Source organism: Amycolatopsis thermophila, from assembly GCF_030814215.1.
Lineage (GTDB): Bacteria > Actinomycetota > Actinomycetes > Mycobacteriales > Pseudonocardiaceae > Amycolatopsis_E > Amycolatopsis_E thermophila.
In genome coordinates, this window is record NZ_JAUSUT010000001.1 from 6,396,667 (window position 1) to 6,412,967 (window position 16,301).

14 protein-coding genes and 1 riboswitch are annotated in these 16,301 nt (G+C 73.7%); of the genes, 5 read left to right on the forward strand and 9 right to left on the reverse strand.

Annotated features, from left to right (window positions below; genetic code table 11):
• The first annotated feature begins 23 nt into the window (after positions 1–23).
• The 3 genes from FB470_RS31370 to FB470_RS31380 are packed head-to-tail and all read left to right on the forward strand — an operon-like array spanning position 24 to position 3,714.
• Positions 24–527: a flavin reductase family protein gene (locus tag FB470_RS31370; protein ID WP_306997369.1), complete on the forward strand. Its 504-nt coding sequence runs from the start codon at positions 24–26 to the stop codon at positions 525–527.
• Complete coding sequence (locus FB470_RS31375; protein WP_306997370.1) at positions 524–1,801, forward strand: bifunctional 3,4-dihydroxy-2-butanone-4-phosphate synthase/GTP cyclohydrolase II; 1,278 nt, start codon at positions 524–526, stop codon at positions 1,799–1,801. The genes FB470_RS31370 and FB470_RS31375 overlap by 4 nt, the downstream gene beginning before the upstream one ends.
• Positions 1,802–1,845: 44 nt before the next feature.
• Positions 1,846–3,714: a GAF domain-containing protein gene (locus tag FB470_RS31380; RefSeq protein WP_306997373.1), complete on the forward strand. Its 1,869-nt coding sequence runs from the start codon at positions 1,846–1,848 to the stop codon at positions 3,712–3,714.
• Between the two features lie 612 nt (positions 3,715–4,326).
• On the opposite strand, the gene FB470_RS31385 is transcribed toward FB470_RS31380, so the two are convergent.
• Positions 4,327–4,491 (reverse strand): hypothetical protein, encoded by a 165-nt coding sequence (locus FB470_RS31385; RefSeq protein WP_306997375.1) that lies wholly within the window; start codon positions 4,489–4,491, stop codon positions 4,327–4,329.
• 30 nt (positions 4,492–4,521) lie between these two features.
• Positions 4,522–5,301, reverse strand: a complete 780-nt coding sequence (locus FB470_RS31390; protein ID WP_306997377.1) for an Fpg/Nei family DNA glycosylase — start codon at positions 5,299–5,301, stop codon at positions 4,522–4,524.
• Between the two features lie 85 nt (positions 5,302–5,386).
• Here FB470_RS31390 and FB470_RS31395 point away from each other — a divergent pair, with 85 nt between their 5' ends.
• Entirely contained in the window at positions 5,387–5,767 is a 381-nt protein-coding gene (locus FB470_RS31395) for a nitroreductase family deazaflavin-dependent oxidoreductase (protein WP_306997379.1), read from the forward strand.
• On the opposite strand, the gene FB470_RS31400 is transcribed toward FB470_RS31395, so the two are convergent.
• The 3 genes from FB470_RS31400 to FB470_RS31410 are packed head-to-tail and all read right to left on the reverse strand — an operon-like array spanning position 5,760 to position 10,124.
• Positions 5,760–6,800: an LLM class F420-dependent oxidoreductase gene (locus tag FB470_RS31400; protein ID WP_306997380.1), complete on the reverse strand. Its 1,041-nt coding sequence runs from the start codon at positions 6,798–6,800 to the stop codon at positions 5,760–5,762. The two genes, FB470_RS31395 and FB470_RS31400, sit on opposite strands and share 8 nt — an antisense overlap.
• 46 nt (positions 6,801–6,846) lie before the next feature.
• Positions 6,847–8,472 carry a DUF885 domain-containing protein gene (locus tag FB470_RS31405; RefSeq protein ID WP_306997382.1) on the reverse strand — a complete coding sequence of 542 codons (1,626 nt, stop codon included), beginning with the start codon at positions 8,470–8,472 and terminating at the stop codon, positions 6,847–6,849.
• Positions 8,469–10,124 carry a DUF885 domain-containing protein gene (locus FB470_RS31410; protein ID WP_306997384.1) on the reverse strand — a complete coding sequence of 552 codons (1,656 nt, stop codon included), beginning with the start codon at positions 10,122–10,124 and terminating at the stop codon, positions 8,469–8,471. The genes FB470_RS31405 and FB470_RS31410 overlap by 4 nt, the downstream gene beginning before the upstream one ends.
• Before the next feature lie 101 nt (positions 10,125–10,225).
• Here FB470_RS31410 and FB470_RS31415 point away from each other — a divergent pair, with 101 nt between their 5' ends.
• The gene (locus FB470_RS31415; RefSeq protein ID WP_306997386.1) at positions 10,226–11,299 is read left to right on the forward strand and encodes an AsnC family protein; all 1,074 of its coding nucleotides are present in this window, start codon (positions 10,226–10,228) and stop codon (positions 11,297–11,299) included.
• Positions 11,300–11,725: 426 nt separating this feature from the next.
• On the opposite strand, the gene FB470_RS31420 is transcribed toward FB470_RS31415, so the two are convergent.
• The 4 genes from FB470_RS31420 to FB470_RS31435 all read right to left on the reverse strand — a co-directional run bounded on the left by FB470_RS31420 (position 11,726) and on the right by FB470_RS31435 (position 16,276).
• On the reverse strand, positions 11,726–12,652 hold the full coding sequence (locus FB470_RS31420) for an RluA family pseudouridine synthase (RefSeq protein WP_306997388.1): 927 nt from the start codon (positions 12,650–12,652) through the stop codon (positions 11,726–11,728).
• The gene (lspA, locus tag FB470_RS31425; RefSeq protein ID WP_306997390.1) at positions 12,649–13,224 is read right to left on the reverse strand and encodes a signal peptidase II; all 576 of its coding nucleotides are present in this window, start codon (positions 13,222–13,224) and stop codon (positions 12,649–12,651) included. The genes FB470_RS31420 and lspA overlap by 4 nt, the downstream gene beginning before the upstream one ends.
• A gap of 47 nt (positions 13,225–13,271) precedes the next feature.
• Positions 13,272–14,603: an aminotransferase class V-fold PLP-dependent enzyme gene (locus FB470_RS31430; protein ID WP_306997392.1), complete on the reverse strand. Its 1,332-nt coding sequence runs from the start codon at positions 14,601–14,603 to the stop codon at positions 13,272–13,274.
• Between the two features lie 33 nt (positions 14,604–14,636).
• A riboswitch (SAM riboswitch) is annotated at positions 14,637–14,751 on the reverse strand.
• A gap of 46 nt (positions 14,752–14,797) precedes the next feature.
• Positions 14,798–16,276, reverse strand: a complete 1,479-nt coding sequence (locus tag FB470_RS31435) for a potassium/proton antiporter (RefSeq protein ID WP_306997394.1) — start codon at positions 16,274–16,276, stop codon at positions 14,798–14,800.
• Positions 16,277–16,301 lie beyond the last annotated feature (25 nt).

Consider the following 16,301-nt stretch of genomic DNA (forward strand, 5'->3'; position numbering starts at 1 on the left):
CGCCCGACCAGGCGGGAGCTGGAATGGACACGACGATCTCGCCGTCACTGGCAGAGGACTTCCGGGAAGTGATGGCCCGCGTGTGCACACCGGTCTCGGTGGTGACGACACTGGACGGACAACGACCGCACGGCACGACGGTGAGCGCGTTCTCGTCGCTGTCGCTGCGACCGCCGATGGTGCTCGTCGCGCTGGACCGCGCGTCGGACCTGCTGGCGCTGGTGCGCGACACCGGGCGGTTCGGCCTCAACGTTCTCGGCAGCGGGCAGGCCGGGCTGGCCGTGCGCTTCGCCGGCAAGGGCCGGGACAAGTTCGACGGCGTGCCGTGGCGGCCGGAGCACGGCGTGCCCCGGCTGCCGGACACGGCGGGCTTCCTGGCCTGCGCGGTCGACAGCCTGGTGGCGGGCGGTGACCACATGATCGTGCTCGGGCGCGTGCTGGGCGCCGGGCGCGGCGAGGTGCCGCCGCTGACCTACCACGCGCGGTCGTTCGGCACGCACACGGCCGTGGGGGGTGAGGCGGCATGACCCCCTCCTCCCCCGGGGAGGCCGTGCAGCACGCCGTCGCCGCGCTCGCCCGGGGCGGGATGGTCGTGGTGGTCGACGACCCGGGCCGGGAGGGCGAGGCGGACCTGGTGGCCGCGGCCGCCTCGGTCACCGCCGAGCAGATGGCCTTCATGGTGCGCCACTGCACCGGCATCGTGTGCACCCCGATGCCCGGTGAGCGGGCCGACGCCCTGCGCCTGCCCCTGATGGTCGCGGACAACACCGACCGTCACGGCACCGCGTTCACCGTCAGCGTGGACCACGTCTCGACGGGCACGGGGGTGTCGGCGGCGGACCGGGCGGCGACGGTCCGCGCCCTGGCCGACAACGCGCTGCGACCCGCTGACCTGCGGCGCCCGGGGCACGTCTTCCCGCTGCGCGCCCGGGACGGTGGTGTGCTGGTGCGGGCCGGGCACACCGAGGCGGCCGTCGACCTCACGTCGATGGCCGGTGCCGGCGAGGTCGCCGTGATCAGCGAGCTGGTGGCCGGGGACGGCTCGATGCTGCGCGGTGACGGCGTGCGCGCGTTCGCCGAGGCCCACGACCTGCCGGTCCTGCACGTCGCCGACCTCGTCCGGTACCGGCGCGCGACCGAGCAGCTGGTGACACCGGTGGCGAGCGCGTCCATGCCGACCGTCTTCGGGGACTTCCGGGCGGTGGCCTACCGGTCGACGCTGGATGGCACCGAGCACCTCGCGCTGGTGCTGGGTGACGTCGCCGCCGCCGGGCACACCGAGGCCGGGGTGCTGGTCCGGGTGCACAGCGAGTGCCTGACCGGCGACATCCTCGGCTCGTTGCGCTGCGACTGCGGAGCTCAGCTGGAACAGGCTCTGCGGGCGATCGCCGACGAGGGCTGCGGCACGGTCGTCTACCTGCGCGGGCACGAGGGCCGCGGGATCGGCCTCGCGCACAAGATCCGCGCCTACGCACTGCAGGAAAAGGGACTGGACACCGTGGACGCGAACCTCGTCCAGGGGCTTCCGGTGGACTCCCGCACCTACGGTGTGGGCGCGCAGATCCTCGCCGACCTGGGCGTTCGCCGGCTCCGGCTGATCACCAACAACCCGGCCAAGTACCGCGGCCTGGACGGTCACGGCCTCCAGATCGCGGGCCGGGTCGCCCTGCCGGTGGCCGCGTCCCCGCACAACGTGCGCTACCTGCGCACCAAGCGGGACCGGATGGGACACCGGTTCGACGAGCCGCGACCACACCCGGTCGGGGGTATGGACCCGACGGGCCACCGTAAGGCAACGTAGAGGCGGCTGCAGGTGACCGGCGTTCGACGACGAAGGCGGTTTCGATGCGCGAATCCATCGTGAGTGCCCTGCCGCCGGCGCGGCCGGCGACGGGCCCGGCCTGGTCCTGCGATGGTGCGAACGAGACCGGCCACCGGGAACGCGACGTCATCGCGGCGTTCAGCGAGGTCACCACGGAGGCGATCACCGCGACCCGGCTGGAGGGCCTGCTCGGCCTCCTCGGCCGCAAGCTGTGCCACCTGCTCGGTGTCATGCGGTGCTCGGTCTACCTGCGCTGCGACGACGGGCGGTTCCGGGGTGCCGCGGGGTACTGCGAACGCGACGGTGACATCTCCGCCGCGGTGCAGACGCAGGAGGCCGGTATCCCGGGTGACCACTTCAGCCGCGAGGTGATCGAGACGGCCGCGCCGGTGCTGATCAGCGACGTGACCAGCGACCCGCGGCCGCACCACCGCACGATGGAGCACTGGCGGGTGCGGGCGATGCTGGGCGTGCCGCTGGTGTTCGACGACGAGGTGATCGGCCTGATCTTCGTGGACAACGTGGATCAGGACCACGTCTACACCGGCGAGGACGTGGCGCTGGCCGAGTTGTTCGCCCGGCTGGGCGCGCTGTTCCTGCGCCAAGCGATGCTCAACGCCCACCTCAAGCGGAAGGCCGCGGAGGTCGTGCGGCAGAAGAACACGCTGGCCTACCTCGCCGACGTGCACCAGAAGCTGACCAACGCCGTGCTCGACGGCGCCAGCATCCAGGCCGTGGTGAGCCTCTTGTCGGAGCTGTCGGCGAAACCGGTGGTGCTCTACAACGAGGACTTCAACGTGCTCGCGTGGTCGGCGCCGCCCGCGCTGAAGATGACGCAACCGCCGGTCCTGCCGCCGCGGATCCGCGAGATGCCCTCGGTGCGGCAGACGCTGGCGACGCTGAGCGCCAGCCGCCCGTCGGCGGTGGTGCCGCAGACGCTCGCCGTCGGACTGGGCCGGCGGCACCTGATGTGCCGGCTGATCATCGAAGGGCAGGTCAGCGGGTACCTCGGCATCGTCGAGGTCGGGCGCGGCCTGGAACACCGGGACAGCAAACTCGCCGAACACGGCGCGACCGTGTTGTCGTTGCAGATCCTGTCCGAACGGCGGCAGGCCGAGGCCGAGGGCCAGGCCCGCGAGGACTACCTCTCGGACCTGCTGCACCGCACCCGGGACGCCGAGCAGCTGGTGCGCCGCGGGCCGCAGTTCGGGGTGGACCTGTCACAGCCGCACGTGCTGGTGCGGTTCTCGCTGGACAGCGCGAACCAGAGCGTGAGCGTGTCGGTGGGACGCAAACTCGTGGTGGAGCAGCTCGCGCGGGCGCTGGACGTTCCCGACCCGGCGGCGGTGAGCCTGCCCGGGGCGGTGATCGCACTGGTGCGACTGCCCGACGGGGCGGTTCCGGAGGACCTGCGGGACGCGGTCGGCCAGGTGCGGGCCGCGGTGGCGCCACGGCTGCGCGTGAGCACCGCGACGATCTCGGCCGTCTGCCGCAGCGCCGAGGATTTCCCCATGGCGCACCGGCAACTGCGCGAGATCGACGAGCTCGCCCGGTCGTTCGGGTGGCCGGGCGGTGTGCTGACCGCCGACGAGCTGGGGGTGTTCCGGGTGATCGCCGCGACCGGCCGGGTCAAGGAGGCGGTCCACTTCGCGCACGAGTTCATCCGCCCGCTGCAGGACGGTGACAGCGACGCGCTCCTGGACACCTGGCGGGCGTTCGTCGCCGCGCAGGGGCGGGTGCAGGCCACGGCCGCCGACCTGGGCGTGCACGAGAACACCATCCGGTACCGACTGGGCAAGATCCGCAGGCTGATCCAGCGTGATCCGTCCGGATTGGACTGTCTCCTGCAGGCGCGGCTGGCGTTCCAGATCCTCGACCTCGCCGGCTGGTGACGCGCGAGGTTCACGACAGGCCCATCTCGCGGGCGCACGGCTGGGCATCTCGGGCGATTTCCTTGCCCGCGGCGGGGTGCGCGGAGCAGAGTCGAAGACATGAGGTACAGCGTGACATCCCGGATCAATCCACAGTGGATTCCTACCGGCCGCACCGGTGCTACGCGGGCAGCCGCCGGAGCCGGGCTCGCACTGGGGCCGCACCCGCGTTCGGCGCGGCCGGGTTACCGTCCCGCCGGCCGCGGCGGCGCTCACGCACCGGCTGTGCGAGGCGGACCGCAACACCCACCCGCCGCACACGGCGCGGTCACCACCCCCACCGCAGGCCCGCCGGCCAGAGCGGCGCGCACGCACCGGCTGTGCGAGGCGGACCGCCACACCCACCCGCCGCGCACCCGACACGGTCCCACCACCACCGCAGGCCCGCCGGCCAGGGCATCACCCGAGACGGCCACGGCCACCCATTCCCCGGCGACCGGCACACCTCCCGTAATGCGGCGACCGGCACACCTCCCGTAATGCGGCCGCCGCAGCCCCGGGGGGCCGGCGTGGCGACCGCCGACGCCAGCACCACCCCCGCCGCGACCGCCGCGGCCTCGGTGTGCCGGGGTGTCAGTCGGGTGGCTCGGGCAGGCCCTCGTCGGGCTTGACTTCCTCCGAGTTGGGCGGCGTTTCGACGTCCTCGGTCGGCCCGATGTCCAGATCCGGGTGCCGCACCTCGGGGAAATCCGGCGACAGCGGCGGCTCGGGGTTCTTCTTCTCGTCCTTGTCGGTCATGGCACCGGCTTACCCCGATTCCGCGAAACGTCAACCGGGCTGGCACCGCGGGCACCACACGGTGCCGCGCCCGCCGACCCGGCCGTGCTCGAGCGTCGTCCCGCACCGCGGGCACGACCCGGACGGCTCGTCCCGGCGGCCGGTCAGCCAGCTCGTGCGCGGCGGCACCCGCTCGGCCTTCACCGCGGACCGCAGCACCTTCCGCATCTCGCGGTGCAACGCGTCCACGACCTCCGCGTCCAGCGAAGCCGCGGGCACGTGCGGGTTCAGCTTGGCGCGCCACAGGATCTCGTCCACCAGCAGGTTCCCCAGCCCGGCGAGCACCGACTGGTCGGTGAGCAACGCCTTGAGCTGCCGCCGCCCGTCGAGCAGCTCGCGGAACCGGTCCCGGGAGACCGCCAGCGCGTCCGGGCCGGTGTCGGCGAGGAGCCGCTCGAGTTCGGCGTCCCCGTCCACCAGCCGGAGCCCCTGCAGCTTGCGCATGTCGCGGTACCGCAGCTCACCGTCGCCGAACACGAAGATCACCCGGTCGTGCTTGCGCCGCTCGTCCGCACCCGGGGCCCAGTCGAACGACCCGGTCATGCCGAAGTGCAGCACCACCACCGGCCCGCCGTCCACCGGCGCGATCAGCCACTTGCCCAGCCGCCGCGGCTCGGCGAACCGCTGGTTCCGCAGCTCCTCGCGGAGCCGGCGGGCACCCACCCCGCGCAGCACACCGTCGTCGAGGACCACCACGTCCTCGATTCGCTTCCCCACCGCGTGCGCGGCCAGGACCCGGCGGAACCCCTCGACGTCCGGCAACTCGGGCATGCCCGAGCGTTCCACACCCGCGACCCCGCCAAACGTCAATTCATCACGTGTTGATTTCTGTCCCCGGCACGGGCATCCTGGAGGCATGGTGCTGTCGAAGAAGGTGGCCAGGTTCAACCGCGTCGCGACCAACCGGGTGACCGGACCGTTCAGCAAGCGGCTCCCCGGGTTCGGCACGATCGTCCACCGGGGACGGAAGTCCGGGAAGACGTACCGGACTCCGGTGAACGTCTTCCGCACGCCCGGCGGGTTCGTCGTCGCGCTGACCTACGGCCCGGACGCCGACTGGGTGCGCAACGTGCTCGCCGCGGACGGCTGCGAGATCGAGACCCGGGGCCGGGTCGTCAAGGCGACCCGGCCCCGGCTCGTGCACGACGAACGCCGCTCCGGCATGCCGCCGGGGGTCCGACAGATCCTGTCGGTGATCGGTGTGACGGACTTCCTGGCCCTGGACCGGGTCAGCTGAGCAGTTCGCGCAGCTCGCCGACCACGCCGGCGCGGCGTTCCGGGGCCGGTTCGAGGAGGGTGACCTGCAGGGTGGTCACCCCGGCCTCGCGCAGGGCCGCCAGCCGCTCCTTGACGTACCCCTTCGGGCCGACGAGGGAGATCGCACGCAGCAGGTCGGCGGGCACCGCCGCGGCGGCCTCCTCCTTCTTGCCGTCGAGGTAGAGGTCCTGGATCAGCTTGGCCTCGGCCTCGTAGCCGTACCGGCAGGCGAGCTCGTTGTAGAAGTTCTTGCCGCGTGCGCCCATGCCGCCGACGTACAGGGCGACCACCGGGCGGACCCAGTCGAGCATGTGGCCGACGTCCTCGCCGATCGCGACCGGCACGCCGACGGCGATGTCGAGCTCGCCCAGGGACGGGTCCCGCTTGGCCTTGCCCTCGGCCAGCGCGTCGCCCCACACGTCGGCCGCGCGCTCGGGGTGGAAGAAGATCGGCTGCCAGCCCTCCGCGATCTCCGCGGTGAGGGCGACGTTCTTCGGGCCGATCGCGGCGATCTGCACCGGGATCCGTTCGCGCACCGGGTGGTTGATGAGCTTGAGCGGCTTGCCGAGGCCGGTTCCCTGGTCCGCCGGCAGCGGGATCTGGTAGTGCTTGCCCTCGTGGACGACCCGCTCGCGGCGCCACACCTGACGGCAGATCTCGACGATCTCACGGGTGCGGCCGAGCGGCGCGTCGTAGCGCACGCCGTGGAAGCCCTCGACGACCTGCGGCCCGGAGGCGCCGATACCGAGGATGAAGCGGCCGCCGGAGACGAAGTCGAGGCCGGCCGCGGTCATCGCGGTCAGCGTCGGGGTCCGCGTGTAGATCTGGAGGATGCCCGACGCGAGCTGGACCCGCTCGGTCTTCGCGGCGACGTACCCGAGCTGGCTGACCGCGTCGAACGAGTAGGCCTCGGGGATGGTGACGACGTCGAGCCCGGCCTTCTCCAGCTCGACGACGTCCCGGACGCTCTCGGCGAACCCGCCGGAGTACGAGATCTGGGTGCCGATCCGCATCGATCCCACCTTCTGTTCTAAGCGTGCGCTTACCTGCGCTGCCACACTACCGGCTGGTAATCCACTCCGAAACCACCCGGTCGAGGACGGGCAGCGGCAGGATCCCGTGCCGCAGCACGACGTCGTGGAAGTCCCGCAGGTCGAACCGCTCCCCCAGCGCCCGCTCGGCGCCCGCCCGGATCCGCTCGATCTCCAGCCGTCCCGCCATGTAGGACAGCGCCTGGCCCGGGCATCCGGCGTAGCGGTCGATCTCCTCCTCGATCTCCACCGGCGCCATCGGGGTGTTCTCGCGCAGGTAGTCCACCGCCCGCTGCCGGCTCCAGCCGAGCGCGTGCATCCCGGTGTCGACCACCAGACGGGCCGCGCGCATCGCGTCCTGGGTCAGCAGCCCGAAGCGCGCCACGTCGCCGGTGTACAGGCCCATCTCGTCGGCCAGCCGCTCGGCGTAGAGGCCCCAGCCCTCGGTGTAGGCGTTCACCTCGGCGATCCGGCGCAGCAACGGCAGGTCGAGCCCGAGCGCGAGCGACAGCTGGAAGTGGTGCCCCGGCACGGCTTCGTGGTAGGCGACCGCCTCGCTGACGTGCCGGAAGCGCTCACCGGCGTGCGTGGTGTTCGCGTAGTAGGTGCCGGGCCGGGAACCGTCGAGCGCCGGTTCGATGTAGTAGGCGATGGTGCCCGCGTCGGCGTCGGTCTCCGGCACCGCACGGACCTCGCACCGTTGCGGTGGGACGGTGCGGAACCACCGCGGCGCCTCGGCTTCCGCCCGCGCGATGGCGGTCCGGGCCGCCGCCAGCAGCTCCTCGCCGCTGTCCCAGCGCAACGCGGGATCGGTGCGCAGGCGGGTGAAGACCTCGCCCAGCTCGCCCGTGCCGAAGACGCGGCGGCCGAGCGCGCGGAACTCCCCGGCCAGGTCGGCGATCAGGGCCAGCCCGATGTCGTGCAGCTCCTGCGCGGAGCGTTCGGTGGTGGTGTGCGCGCGGATCAGCCCGGCGTAGCGCTGCAGGCCGCCGGGCTGCCAGCACAGGCCGGCCTCCTCGGCCGGGCGGGCACGCGGCTTCAGCTCCGCGACCAGGAATTCGCGGTACCGGGCCAGCGCGGGCCGCACGGTGTTCTCCAGCAGGGTGTCCCGCTCCGCGGCCCGCGATCCGACGTCGAGGCTCAGCGGTGCCACTCCCGGCGTGGCGAGCAGCCGGTCGAAGTACCCGATCGCCGCGTCCACGAGGAACCCGGGCGGGACGAGGCTACCGCTCTGGCGCTCGATCACCTCGTCCACGAAGGACGGGATCGCGGCCAGCCGGGCGAGGAAACCCGACACCCGCGCCTGGTCGGTCAGCGGGACCATCGGCAGCGTGATCAGCAGCAGCTGCATCGGGGCGGTGAAGGCGTCGCTGACGGCGAACTCGGGCAGCTTCGCGTCGAGGAGGTCGACCGCCGCGCGGGCCTGCTGGATCACCACGTCGCGGGTCAGCGACTCGTCGAGCCCGGTGACGTCGACGGCCTCGGCGCGGGCGGCGATGTCGAGGTAGGCCGCCCGGTGGCCCGCCTCCGCCGCGGCGCCGAGGCGGGGCAGCCGGTCGTGGTCGCCGGGCAGGCCCAGCACCGACGGCCGCAGCGGGTCGGCCTCGAACAGCCGGTCCGTCAGCTCGCCGGCGAGCGCGTCCACCCGGCTCATGCCCGCGCGATCCACTCGTCGACCACCGCTTCCAGCACCGACATCGGGAGCGCGCCGCCGCCGAGGACCAGGTCGTGGAAGGCGCGGATGTCGAACCGCTCCCCCAGCGCCCGCTCGGCCCGCGCCCGCACCCGCTGGATCTCCAGCCGGCCCACCATGTACGACAGCGCCTGTCCGGGGTAGGCGATGTACCGGTCCACTTCGGACTCGATCTCCACCTGCGGCATCGGCGTGTTCTCCCGCAGGTAGTCCACGGCCTGACGGCGGCTCCAGCCCTTCGCGTGCAGGCCGGTGTCCACGACGAGCCGCCCGGCGCGCATCGAGTCCATCGTGAGCATGCCCAGCAGCGCCACGTCGTCGGAGTACAGGCCCATCTCGTGCGCGAGCCGCTCGCTGTAGAGGCCCCACCCCTCGGCGTAGGCGTTGAAGTCCCCGATCCGGCGCAGCAGCGGCAGATCGGTCAGCGTCAGTGCCGTCGAGAGCTGGAAGTGGTGCCCGGGAATGGCCTCGTGGAAGGCCATCACCTCGGCGGCGTGCCGGAACCGCTCGGTCACCTCGTGGGTGTTGGCGAAGTAGATGCCCGGGCGCGAACCGTCGACGGACGGCTGCAGGTAGAACGCGGCGGGCCCGCCCGGCGCTTCGGCCGGCGGCACCGGTTCGACCCGCCACGGGTGCGGCGGGATCCGGCCGAACCACGCCGGCGCGGCCTCCTCGGCGCGGCCGATGGCCGCCCGGGCGGTGTCCAGCAGCTCCTCGGCACTGCGCCAGCGCAGGTCCGGGTCGGTGCGCAGCCGCCGGAAGATCTCGGCCAGGTCGGCGGTGCCGAACACGCGGCTGCCGATCTCGGTGTACTCGCCGGCGAGGTCGGCGATGATCCGCAGCCCGGTCTCGTGCAGCTCGTCCGGGGTGCGGTCGGTGGTGGTGTGCGCGCGGGCCAGTGCGGCGTAGATCCGCTCACCGTCCGGCAGCCAGCACACGCCCGGCTTCTCCGGCGGCCGTCCGTGCGGCGCGATGTCGGTGGCCAGCGCGTCCCGGTAGGCGGCGAAGGCCGGGCGCACGACCTCGGCCAGCACCCGCTCGCGCTCCCGGCCGAAGTCCTCGGTGGGCGCGGGCTGGCGCAGCAGCGGATCGGCGTCCGGGGCGGCGAGGTAGCGGTCCAGGTGCGCGATCGCGGCCCGCACCAGGTGCTCGACCGGCACGCGTCCCGCGGCGACGCCGGCACGGTGCCGGTCCGCGGCCTGCTCCAGGTACCGCGGGATCGCGGCGAGCCGCCGCAGGTGCCGCCGGCCCTGCTCGTCGTCCGCGACGCCGACCATCGGCAGGATGGTCAGCAGGCCCACGGCGGGCGCGACGAAGATGTCGCTGACGGTGTACTCGACGAGGTGGGCGTCCAGCCGGTCGAGGTAGCCGCGCGCCTGGTCGAGCAGGACGTCGCGGGTCACCCGGTCCTCGCCGCTCACCGTGGCCGGGTCGAGCGCCCCGGCGCGCCGGACGAAATCCTCGAGCCGCTCGCGGTAGGCCGCCTCGGCCTCCTCGCTCAGGTCCCCGAGCCCGTCCCGGTCCGAGTCGAGGCCCAGCACCGCCGGCCACAACGGTTCGGCGTCGAACAGGGCTTCCACGAACTCGTCGGCGAGCTTCACGACCTCGGTCATGCATCCATCCCAGTGTCGTCGGGTCACGGCTGCCGCCAGCCTAGAACGTCGGCCGGGGTGAACACTCCGGCCACGAGGGCCAGGCGGTAGCGTTTCCTGCTGTGGCCGTGACCGATCCCGCCGACGTCCGCCTGCTCGCCGCACTGGCCGAGCTGGGCAAGGTGGCCGTGCACGAACTCGCCGCCCGGATCGGGATGGATCCGCGCGAGGCCGCCTACCGCCTGGTGGCGCTGTCCGGCAGCGGGCTGCCCCTGCTGGTCGGCGTGGAGAGCGACCCGCAGGGCCTGCGCGCCGCGCTCGCGTTCCGCTCCCCGCCCGCGCCCTACCAGGCTCATCCCTCGGGTGCGGTGCCCGCCGGCCACCCCGGGCGCCCGGCCGCGGGCCCTCCGCCGCCGGCCGGGTTCGCGCCACCCGGCGGGGCCGGCGTGCCCGGCCACCCGGCGCCGAACCCGCCGTCCGGGCCGTACCCGGCGCCGGGTGCCCCGCAGGGTGTCCCGTCCGGGCCGTACCCGGTGCCGAACGGTGCCCACGGCATGCCGTCCGGGCCGTACGCGGTACCGGGCGCCGCGCAGAACGCGCCGTCGGGACCGTACGCGGTGCCCGCCCCCGCGCACCAGCAGCCGGGCGGTCCCGGCGGCGTGCCCTCGGGCCCCCATCCGGCGCCCGCGCCGGACCCGGTGATCAGCACGTGGGGCCCGCCGCAGACGGCGTCGTGGGCGCGCGGCGACCAGCGCCCCGCTCCCCCGCCCGGCCCGCGGACCGGCCGGATCGGCGACCGCCTGGCGAGCCAGGGCCTGGAGGGCGAACAGCTGACCGTGCAGCTGCTGGAGGTCCAGGACCCGGCGGACTTCCTGTTCGGCGCGGCCGGGTACCGGCTGGAGCCGGGCGAGCGGGCCGTCGTGGTGCACACCGAGGTCACCAACACCGGCCCGGTGCCGTTCGTGTCGCTGCCGGACAACTACCTGGAGCTGCTGACGGCCGACGGAACCGCGATCGCCAAGGCGGCGGTGTCGCTCACCTCACGGCCGCCGCACAAGATCGGCGTCCAGCCCGGCGAGACGGCCGGCGGGCACACGGTCTACGTGCTGGCCGAGTCGACCCGCGTGGTGTCGGTGCGCTGGAGCCCCCGGCCCGAGCCGGACGAGCGCTCGCTGACCTGGTCCCTGGAGGACTAGCGCGTGTCTGACACCAGTTTCGGCTGGTTGTTGGGATGCTGCTGGTGGTGTGGCGGTGCGAGTTGCTGTCGGATGCGGCCTCGCCGGATGGTCGGCGACGAACCGGGGACATCTGCGCGCCCGCGGCGTCACCACAGTGATCCCCGAGCCAGCTGACCAGCCTAGGCACCGCAAACGCCGCGGTTCCGGCACGCGGGCGACCGCCTGCCTTCGACGCGGCGGACCACCGAGGTCGCAGCGTCGTCGAACGACGGTTCACCCTGCCCGAACCGTGGCGGGCCCCCGGCTACTCGTTACGACACGTTGGCCATCGTCTACCGATCAGCAGTCGTCCTGCATGTCCTGATCACCTGGACAAAGACAGTGTTAGACACGCTCTGGCGCTACCGCGCTTCCGCCCCGCTGGGGCCGGCGCCGTCGCGGGCGTCAGCTCTCCGCGCGCAGCACGTCCAGCGCGTGCGCGAGGTCGTCCGGGTAGGGCGCCTCGAACTGGACCCACCGGCCGTCGGCCGGGTGCGCGAACCCGAGCGTGCGCGCGTGCAGCCACTGCCGCGTCAGGCCGAGCTTGCGGGCCAGCACCGGGTCCGCCCCGTACGTCAGGTCCCCCGCGCACGGGTGGCGCAGCGCCGAGAAGTGCACGCGGATCTGGTGGGTGCGCCCCGTCTCCAGCTTGACGTCGACCAGCGACGCGGCGCGGAAGGCCTCGATCACCTCGTAGTGCGTGACCGACGGGCGGCCGCCGGCGACCACGGCGAACTTGTAGTCGTGGCGGGGGTGCCGGTCGATGGGCGCGTCGATGGTGCCGCGCGTCGGATCGGGGTGGCCCTGCACCACGGCGTGGTAGCCCTTGTCGACCGTGCGTTCCTTGAACGCGCGCTTGAGCACCGTGTAGGCGTGCTCGCTCTTGGCCACCACCATGACGCCCGTGGTCCCGGCGTCGAGCCGGTGCACGACCCCCTGGCGCTCGGCGGCGCCGGAGGTCGAGATCCGCAACCCGGCCGCGGCGAGCCCGCCGACCACGGTGGGACCGGTCCAGCCGGGACTGGGGTGCACCGCGACGCCGACCGGCTTGGACACCACCACGATGTCGTCGTCGTCGTGGACGATGCGCAGCCCGTCGACCGGCTCGGCGACCACCTCGACCGGGTTGTCCGGCTCGGGCAGGGTCACCTCGAGCAGCGAGTTGGCCGACAGGCGGTCGGACTTGCCGGCGGGCCGGCCGTCCAGCAGGACGTCACCGGACTCGGCCAGTTCGGCGATCACCGTGCGGGACAGGCCGAGCAGTTTCGCCAGGCCCGCGTCCACGCGCATGCCGTCGAGCCCGTCGGGGACGGGCAGCATCCGGGCGCTCACCGCTTCGCCCTGCCCTTCACGGTCCCGTCGTACTCGCGGCCGAGCAGCGACAGCAGCACGATCAGCACGCCGCCGACGCAGATCGCCGAGTCGGCCACGTTGAAGACGGGCCAGACGTCGCCGTTGGGCGCGAACAGCGACACGAAGTCGACGACGTGCCCGCGCAGCACGCCGGGGGCGCGGAACAGCCGGTCGGCCAGGTTGCCCGCCGCGCCGGCGAGGATCAGCCCGAGCCCGACCGCCCAGCCGACCGACCGCAGCCGCCCGGCGAACCAGATCAGCGCGACGACGACGCCGATCGCGACGATGCCGAAGATCCAGGTGCCGCCGGTGGGCCCCATGCCGAAGGCCGCGAAGGGGTTGCGGATCAGCTGCAGGTAGACGAGGCCACCGAGGATCCGGACCGGCTCGTGCCCCGCCAGGGTGGCCACGACGACCGACTTGGTCACGACGTCGAGCGCGAGCACGACGACGGCGATCACGGCCAGCAGCAGGGCGCGCCGCTTCGGGGGCGGGCTCACCTGCTGCTCGTCCGGCACGGTGTCCGGGGAGGGCTGGGGGTCACTGCTCACCCCGCCATTGTCCACGTCAGGCCCGCCCGCCCGGTCGCGGTCCCCGCTCAGGCCAGGAACCCCGGCAGCGGCCGCGGGTCCGGCGCCGGCGCCCACCGGCCGTCGACCACCGCGTAGGTCCACCGGGCGCCGCGCGCGACGATCTGCCGCAGGGCGGTCACCAGCCGGTCCACGTGCTCGGTCGTGGTGCCCAGGCCGAGGCTCACCCGCAGCGCCTGCTGCCCCTCCCGCCCCGTGCGCCGCACCAGCCGCCGCACGGCGATGTGCGCGCAGAACGCCCCGTCGCGCACGCCGATCCCGTACTCGGCCGACAGCACCGCCGCGACCCAGCCCGGGTCGAAGCCGTCGAGCACGAAGCTCACCGTCCCGACCCGCTCGGCGGCGCCGTCGAACAGGCGCAGCTCGGCCAGGCCCGGCACGGTCGCCAGACCGCGGCGCAGCCGCTCCAGCAGCGCGCGCTCGTGCTCGGCCACCGCGTCCCACGACGCGGCCAGCCGCTCGCACGCCACGCCCAGCGCGTACACGCCGACCGTGTTCGGCGAACCGGCCTCGTGCCGTTCGGCGCCGGACTGCCACGCCACGCCGATGCCGTCGCCGTCCCGGCGCACCGCCTTCGTCGCCCCGCCACCGGCCAGGTACGGGTCCGCCGCGCGCAGCCAGTCCGCCCGGCCCACGAGCGCGCCGGCCCCGAACGGGGCGTACAGCTTGTGCCCGGACAGCGCCACGTAGTCCACGTCCAGCTCGCGCAGCGAGATCGGCCGGTGCGGGGCCAGCTGGGCGCCGTCCAGCGCGATGCGCGCGCCGTGGCGCCGGGCCGCGGCCGCGATCTCGGCCACCGGCAGCAGCTCGCCGGTCACGTTCGACGCCCCCGTGACGACCACCAGCCGCGGCCCCTCCGGGCAGGCCCGCAGCGCACTGTCCACAGCGGACACCGCAGCCAGTCGCGTGGCGGGCAACGGAATCCGGTGCACGTTCGGGCCGCGCCAGGGCAGCAGCGCGGCGTGGTGCTCGGTGTCGAACAGCACCACCGAGGTGTGCCGCGGCACGCTGCGGGCCAGGAGGTTCAGCGCGTCGGTCGTGTTGCGGGTGAACACCACCGCGTCCGACAAGCGGGCGCCGGCGAAGCGGCGCAGCACGTCACGAGTGCGCTCGTAGACCTTTGTGGACACCTGCGAGGCGAACCCGGCGCCGCGGTGCACGCTGGCGTAGTAGGGCAGGAACTCGTCCACCGCGCGCCGCACGTCCTCCAGGCACGGGGCGCTGGCGGCGTGGTCGAGGTTGGCGTAGCCCAGCGCGCCACCGGTGACCAGCGGGACGGTCGCCGTCGCGGTGACGGCGGGCAGGGTGGGGGCGGCGACACGATCGAGAGCGAGAGTCATCGAAGGCTCCTCGGGTCCAGGGACCCGCCAGGGGGTCCGCGCTTGCCCGCCGCACCTCGCGACGAGCCAGGTCCTCACCCGGGGCACCCCACCGCGGAAGGAGGGTTGCCGGCCAGCGAGCCGGGGCTTGACGCTGGCACTCATGACCTACCGGCACACCGTAGCCGATGACCGCGGCCGCGCGCCAGCGCGTCTCACGTCCCGGACTCGCCCTTCCAGCGCGCGAGCGGGCCGGCCCGGTCGACCGCGCGGATGCGGCGCTCGGCGGCGTCGCGTGCCGATTCGGTGGTGACGATCAGGATCTGGTCGCCGCGCTGGAGACGGTCGGTGCGCTCCGGGGTGAAACTGCGGCCGTCGCGCACGATCAGGCTCAGCGAAGCGCCGTGCGGCAGCCGCAGCTCGGACAGGTACACGCCGTGCAACCGCGAATCGCGGTGGATCCGCACCTGCAGCAGCTCGGCCTGCAGCTCGTCCAGCGGCGCGGCATCGACCGCGATCTCCTTCGGCTCGGTGTCGGCGGGCAGCCGGAGGAGGCGCGCCAGCGGGCCCAGCGTGGGCCCCTGCACCAGGGTGAGCACGATCACCAGGACGAACATCGCGTCGACGAGCCGTTGCGCGCCGGGCAGCTGCCGGGACAGCGGGATCATCGCGAGCACGATCGGCACCGCGCCGCGCAGCCCGGCCCAGGACAGGAAGACCTGCTCGCGCGCCCGGACGCGGAACGGCAGCTGCGTGATCAGCACCGACAACGGCCGGGCGAGCAGCAGCACCACCGCCCCGGCGATCAGGCCGGGCACGACCGCCTCCAGCAGCCGCTCGGGCGAGGCGAACAGGCCCAGCAGCACGAACAACCCGATCTGGGCGAGCCACCCGAGTCCCTCGGCGAAGGACAGCGTGTCGGAGCGGTGCGGCAGGCTGGAGTTGCCGAGCACGACCGCGGCGACGTAGGTGGCCAGCAGCCCGGACGCGTGCAGCAGCTGCCCGGACGAGTAGGCCACCACGCAGACCGCGACCGTCGCAAGTGGATACAGGCCGGTCGCCGGCAGCGCGGCGCGGCGCAGGGCCCACGCGCCGGCGAACCCGAGCGCGAGGCCGAGGACGAGCCCGGCGGACAGTTCGTAGACCACCAGCAGCGGCAGCGACCAGTCGACGCGGGTACCCTCGGCGAGCACGACGACCGCCATGTAGGCCGGGGCGTCGTTGATGCCGGACTCCAGCTCCAGGGCGCCGACGAGCCGTTTGGGCAGGCCCACGCTGCGCAGCACGGAGAACACGGCGGCGGAGTCCGTCGGGGCCAGCACGGCGCCCCACAGCAGGGCGGTGCGCCAGTCCAGACCGAGGAGCCAGTGCAGGGCCGGGCCGGTGATCGCGATGCTCAGCCCCACCGCCACCGTGGACAGTGCCACCCCCTGGGGCAACGCGGGTTTCACCGCCGTCCAGCGGGTGGTCAGGCCGCCCTCGGTGAGGATCATGACGAGCGCGGCCAGCCCCAGCGCCTGGGTCAGGAACGGGTCGGCGACCCGGACGCCGAAGCCCACCTCGCCGAGCAGCACGCCGATCGCGAGGTAGAGCAGCAGCGACGGCAGGCCGAGCCGGGTGGAGAACCGGACCGCGAGCACGGCGGCCAGCAGCACGGCCGCGCCCATCCCCAGCACGACCGGCAGCTCGCCCACCCGCACCTCCCCTGCCCGGTTTGTC

Bases quoted from the DNA above. Each gene is read 5' to 3' on its own strand.
- FB470_RS31430 (WP_306997392.1), bottom strand. From the start codon at position 14,603: ATGACTCTCGCTCTCGATCGTGTCGCCGCCCCCACCCTGCCCGCCGTC.
- FB470_RS31370 (WP_306997369.1), top strand. From the start codon at position 24: ATGGACACGACGATCTCGCCGTCACTGGCAGAGGACTTCCGGGAAGTG.
- FB470_RS31395 (WP_306997379.1), top strand. From the start codon at position 5,387: ATGGTGCTGTCGAAGAAGGTGGCCAGGTTCAACCGCGTCGCGACCAAC.
- FB470_RS31375 (WP_306997370.1), top strand. From the start codon at position 524: ATGACCCCCTCCTCCCCCGGGGAGGCCGTGCAGCACGCCGTCGCCGCG.
- FB470_RS31405 (WP_306997382.1), bottom strand. From the start codon at position 8,472: ATGAGCCGGGTGGACGCGCTCGCCGGCGAGCTGACGGACCGGCTGTTC.
- FB470_RS31400 (WP_306997380.1), bottom strand. From the start codon at position 6,800: ATGCGGATCGGCACCCAGATCTCGTACTCCGGCGGGTTCGCCGAGAGC.
- FB470_RS31380 (WP_306997373.1), top strand. From the start codon at position 1,846: ATGCGCGAATCCATCGTGAGTGCCCTGCCGCCGGCGCGGCCGGCGACG.
- FB470_RS31385 (WP_306997375.1), bottom strand. From the start codon at position 4,491: ATGACCGACAAGGACGAGAAGAAGAACCCCGAGCCGCCGCTGTCGCCG.
- FB470_RS31410 (WP_306997384.1), bottom strand. From the start codon at position 10,124: ATGACCGAGGTCGTGAAGCTCGCCGACGAGTTCGTGGAAGCCCTGTTC.
- FB470_RS31390 (WP_306997377.1), bottom strand. From the start codon at position 5,301: ATGCCCGAGTTGCCGGACGTCGAGGGGTTCCGCCGGGTCCTGGCCGCG.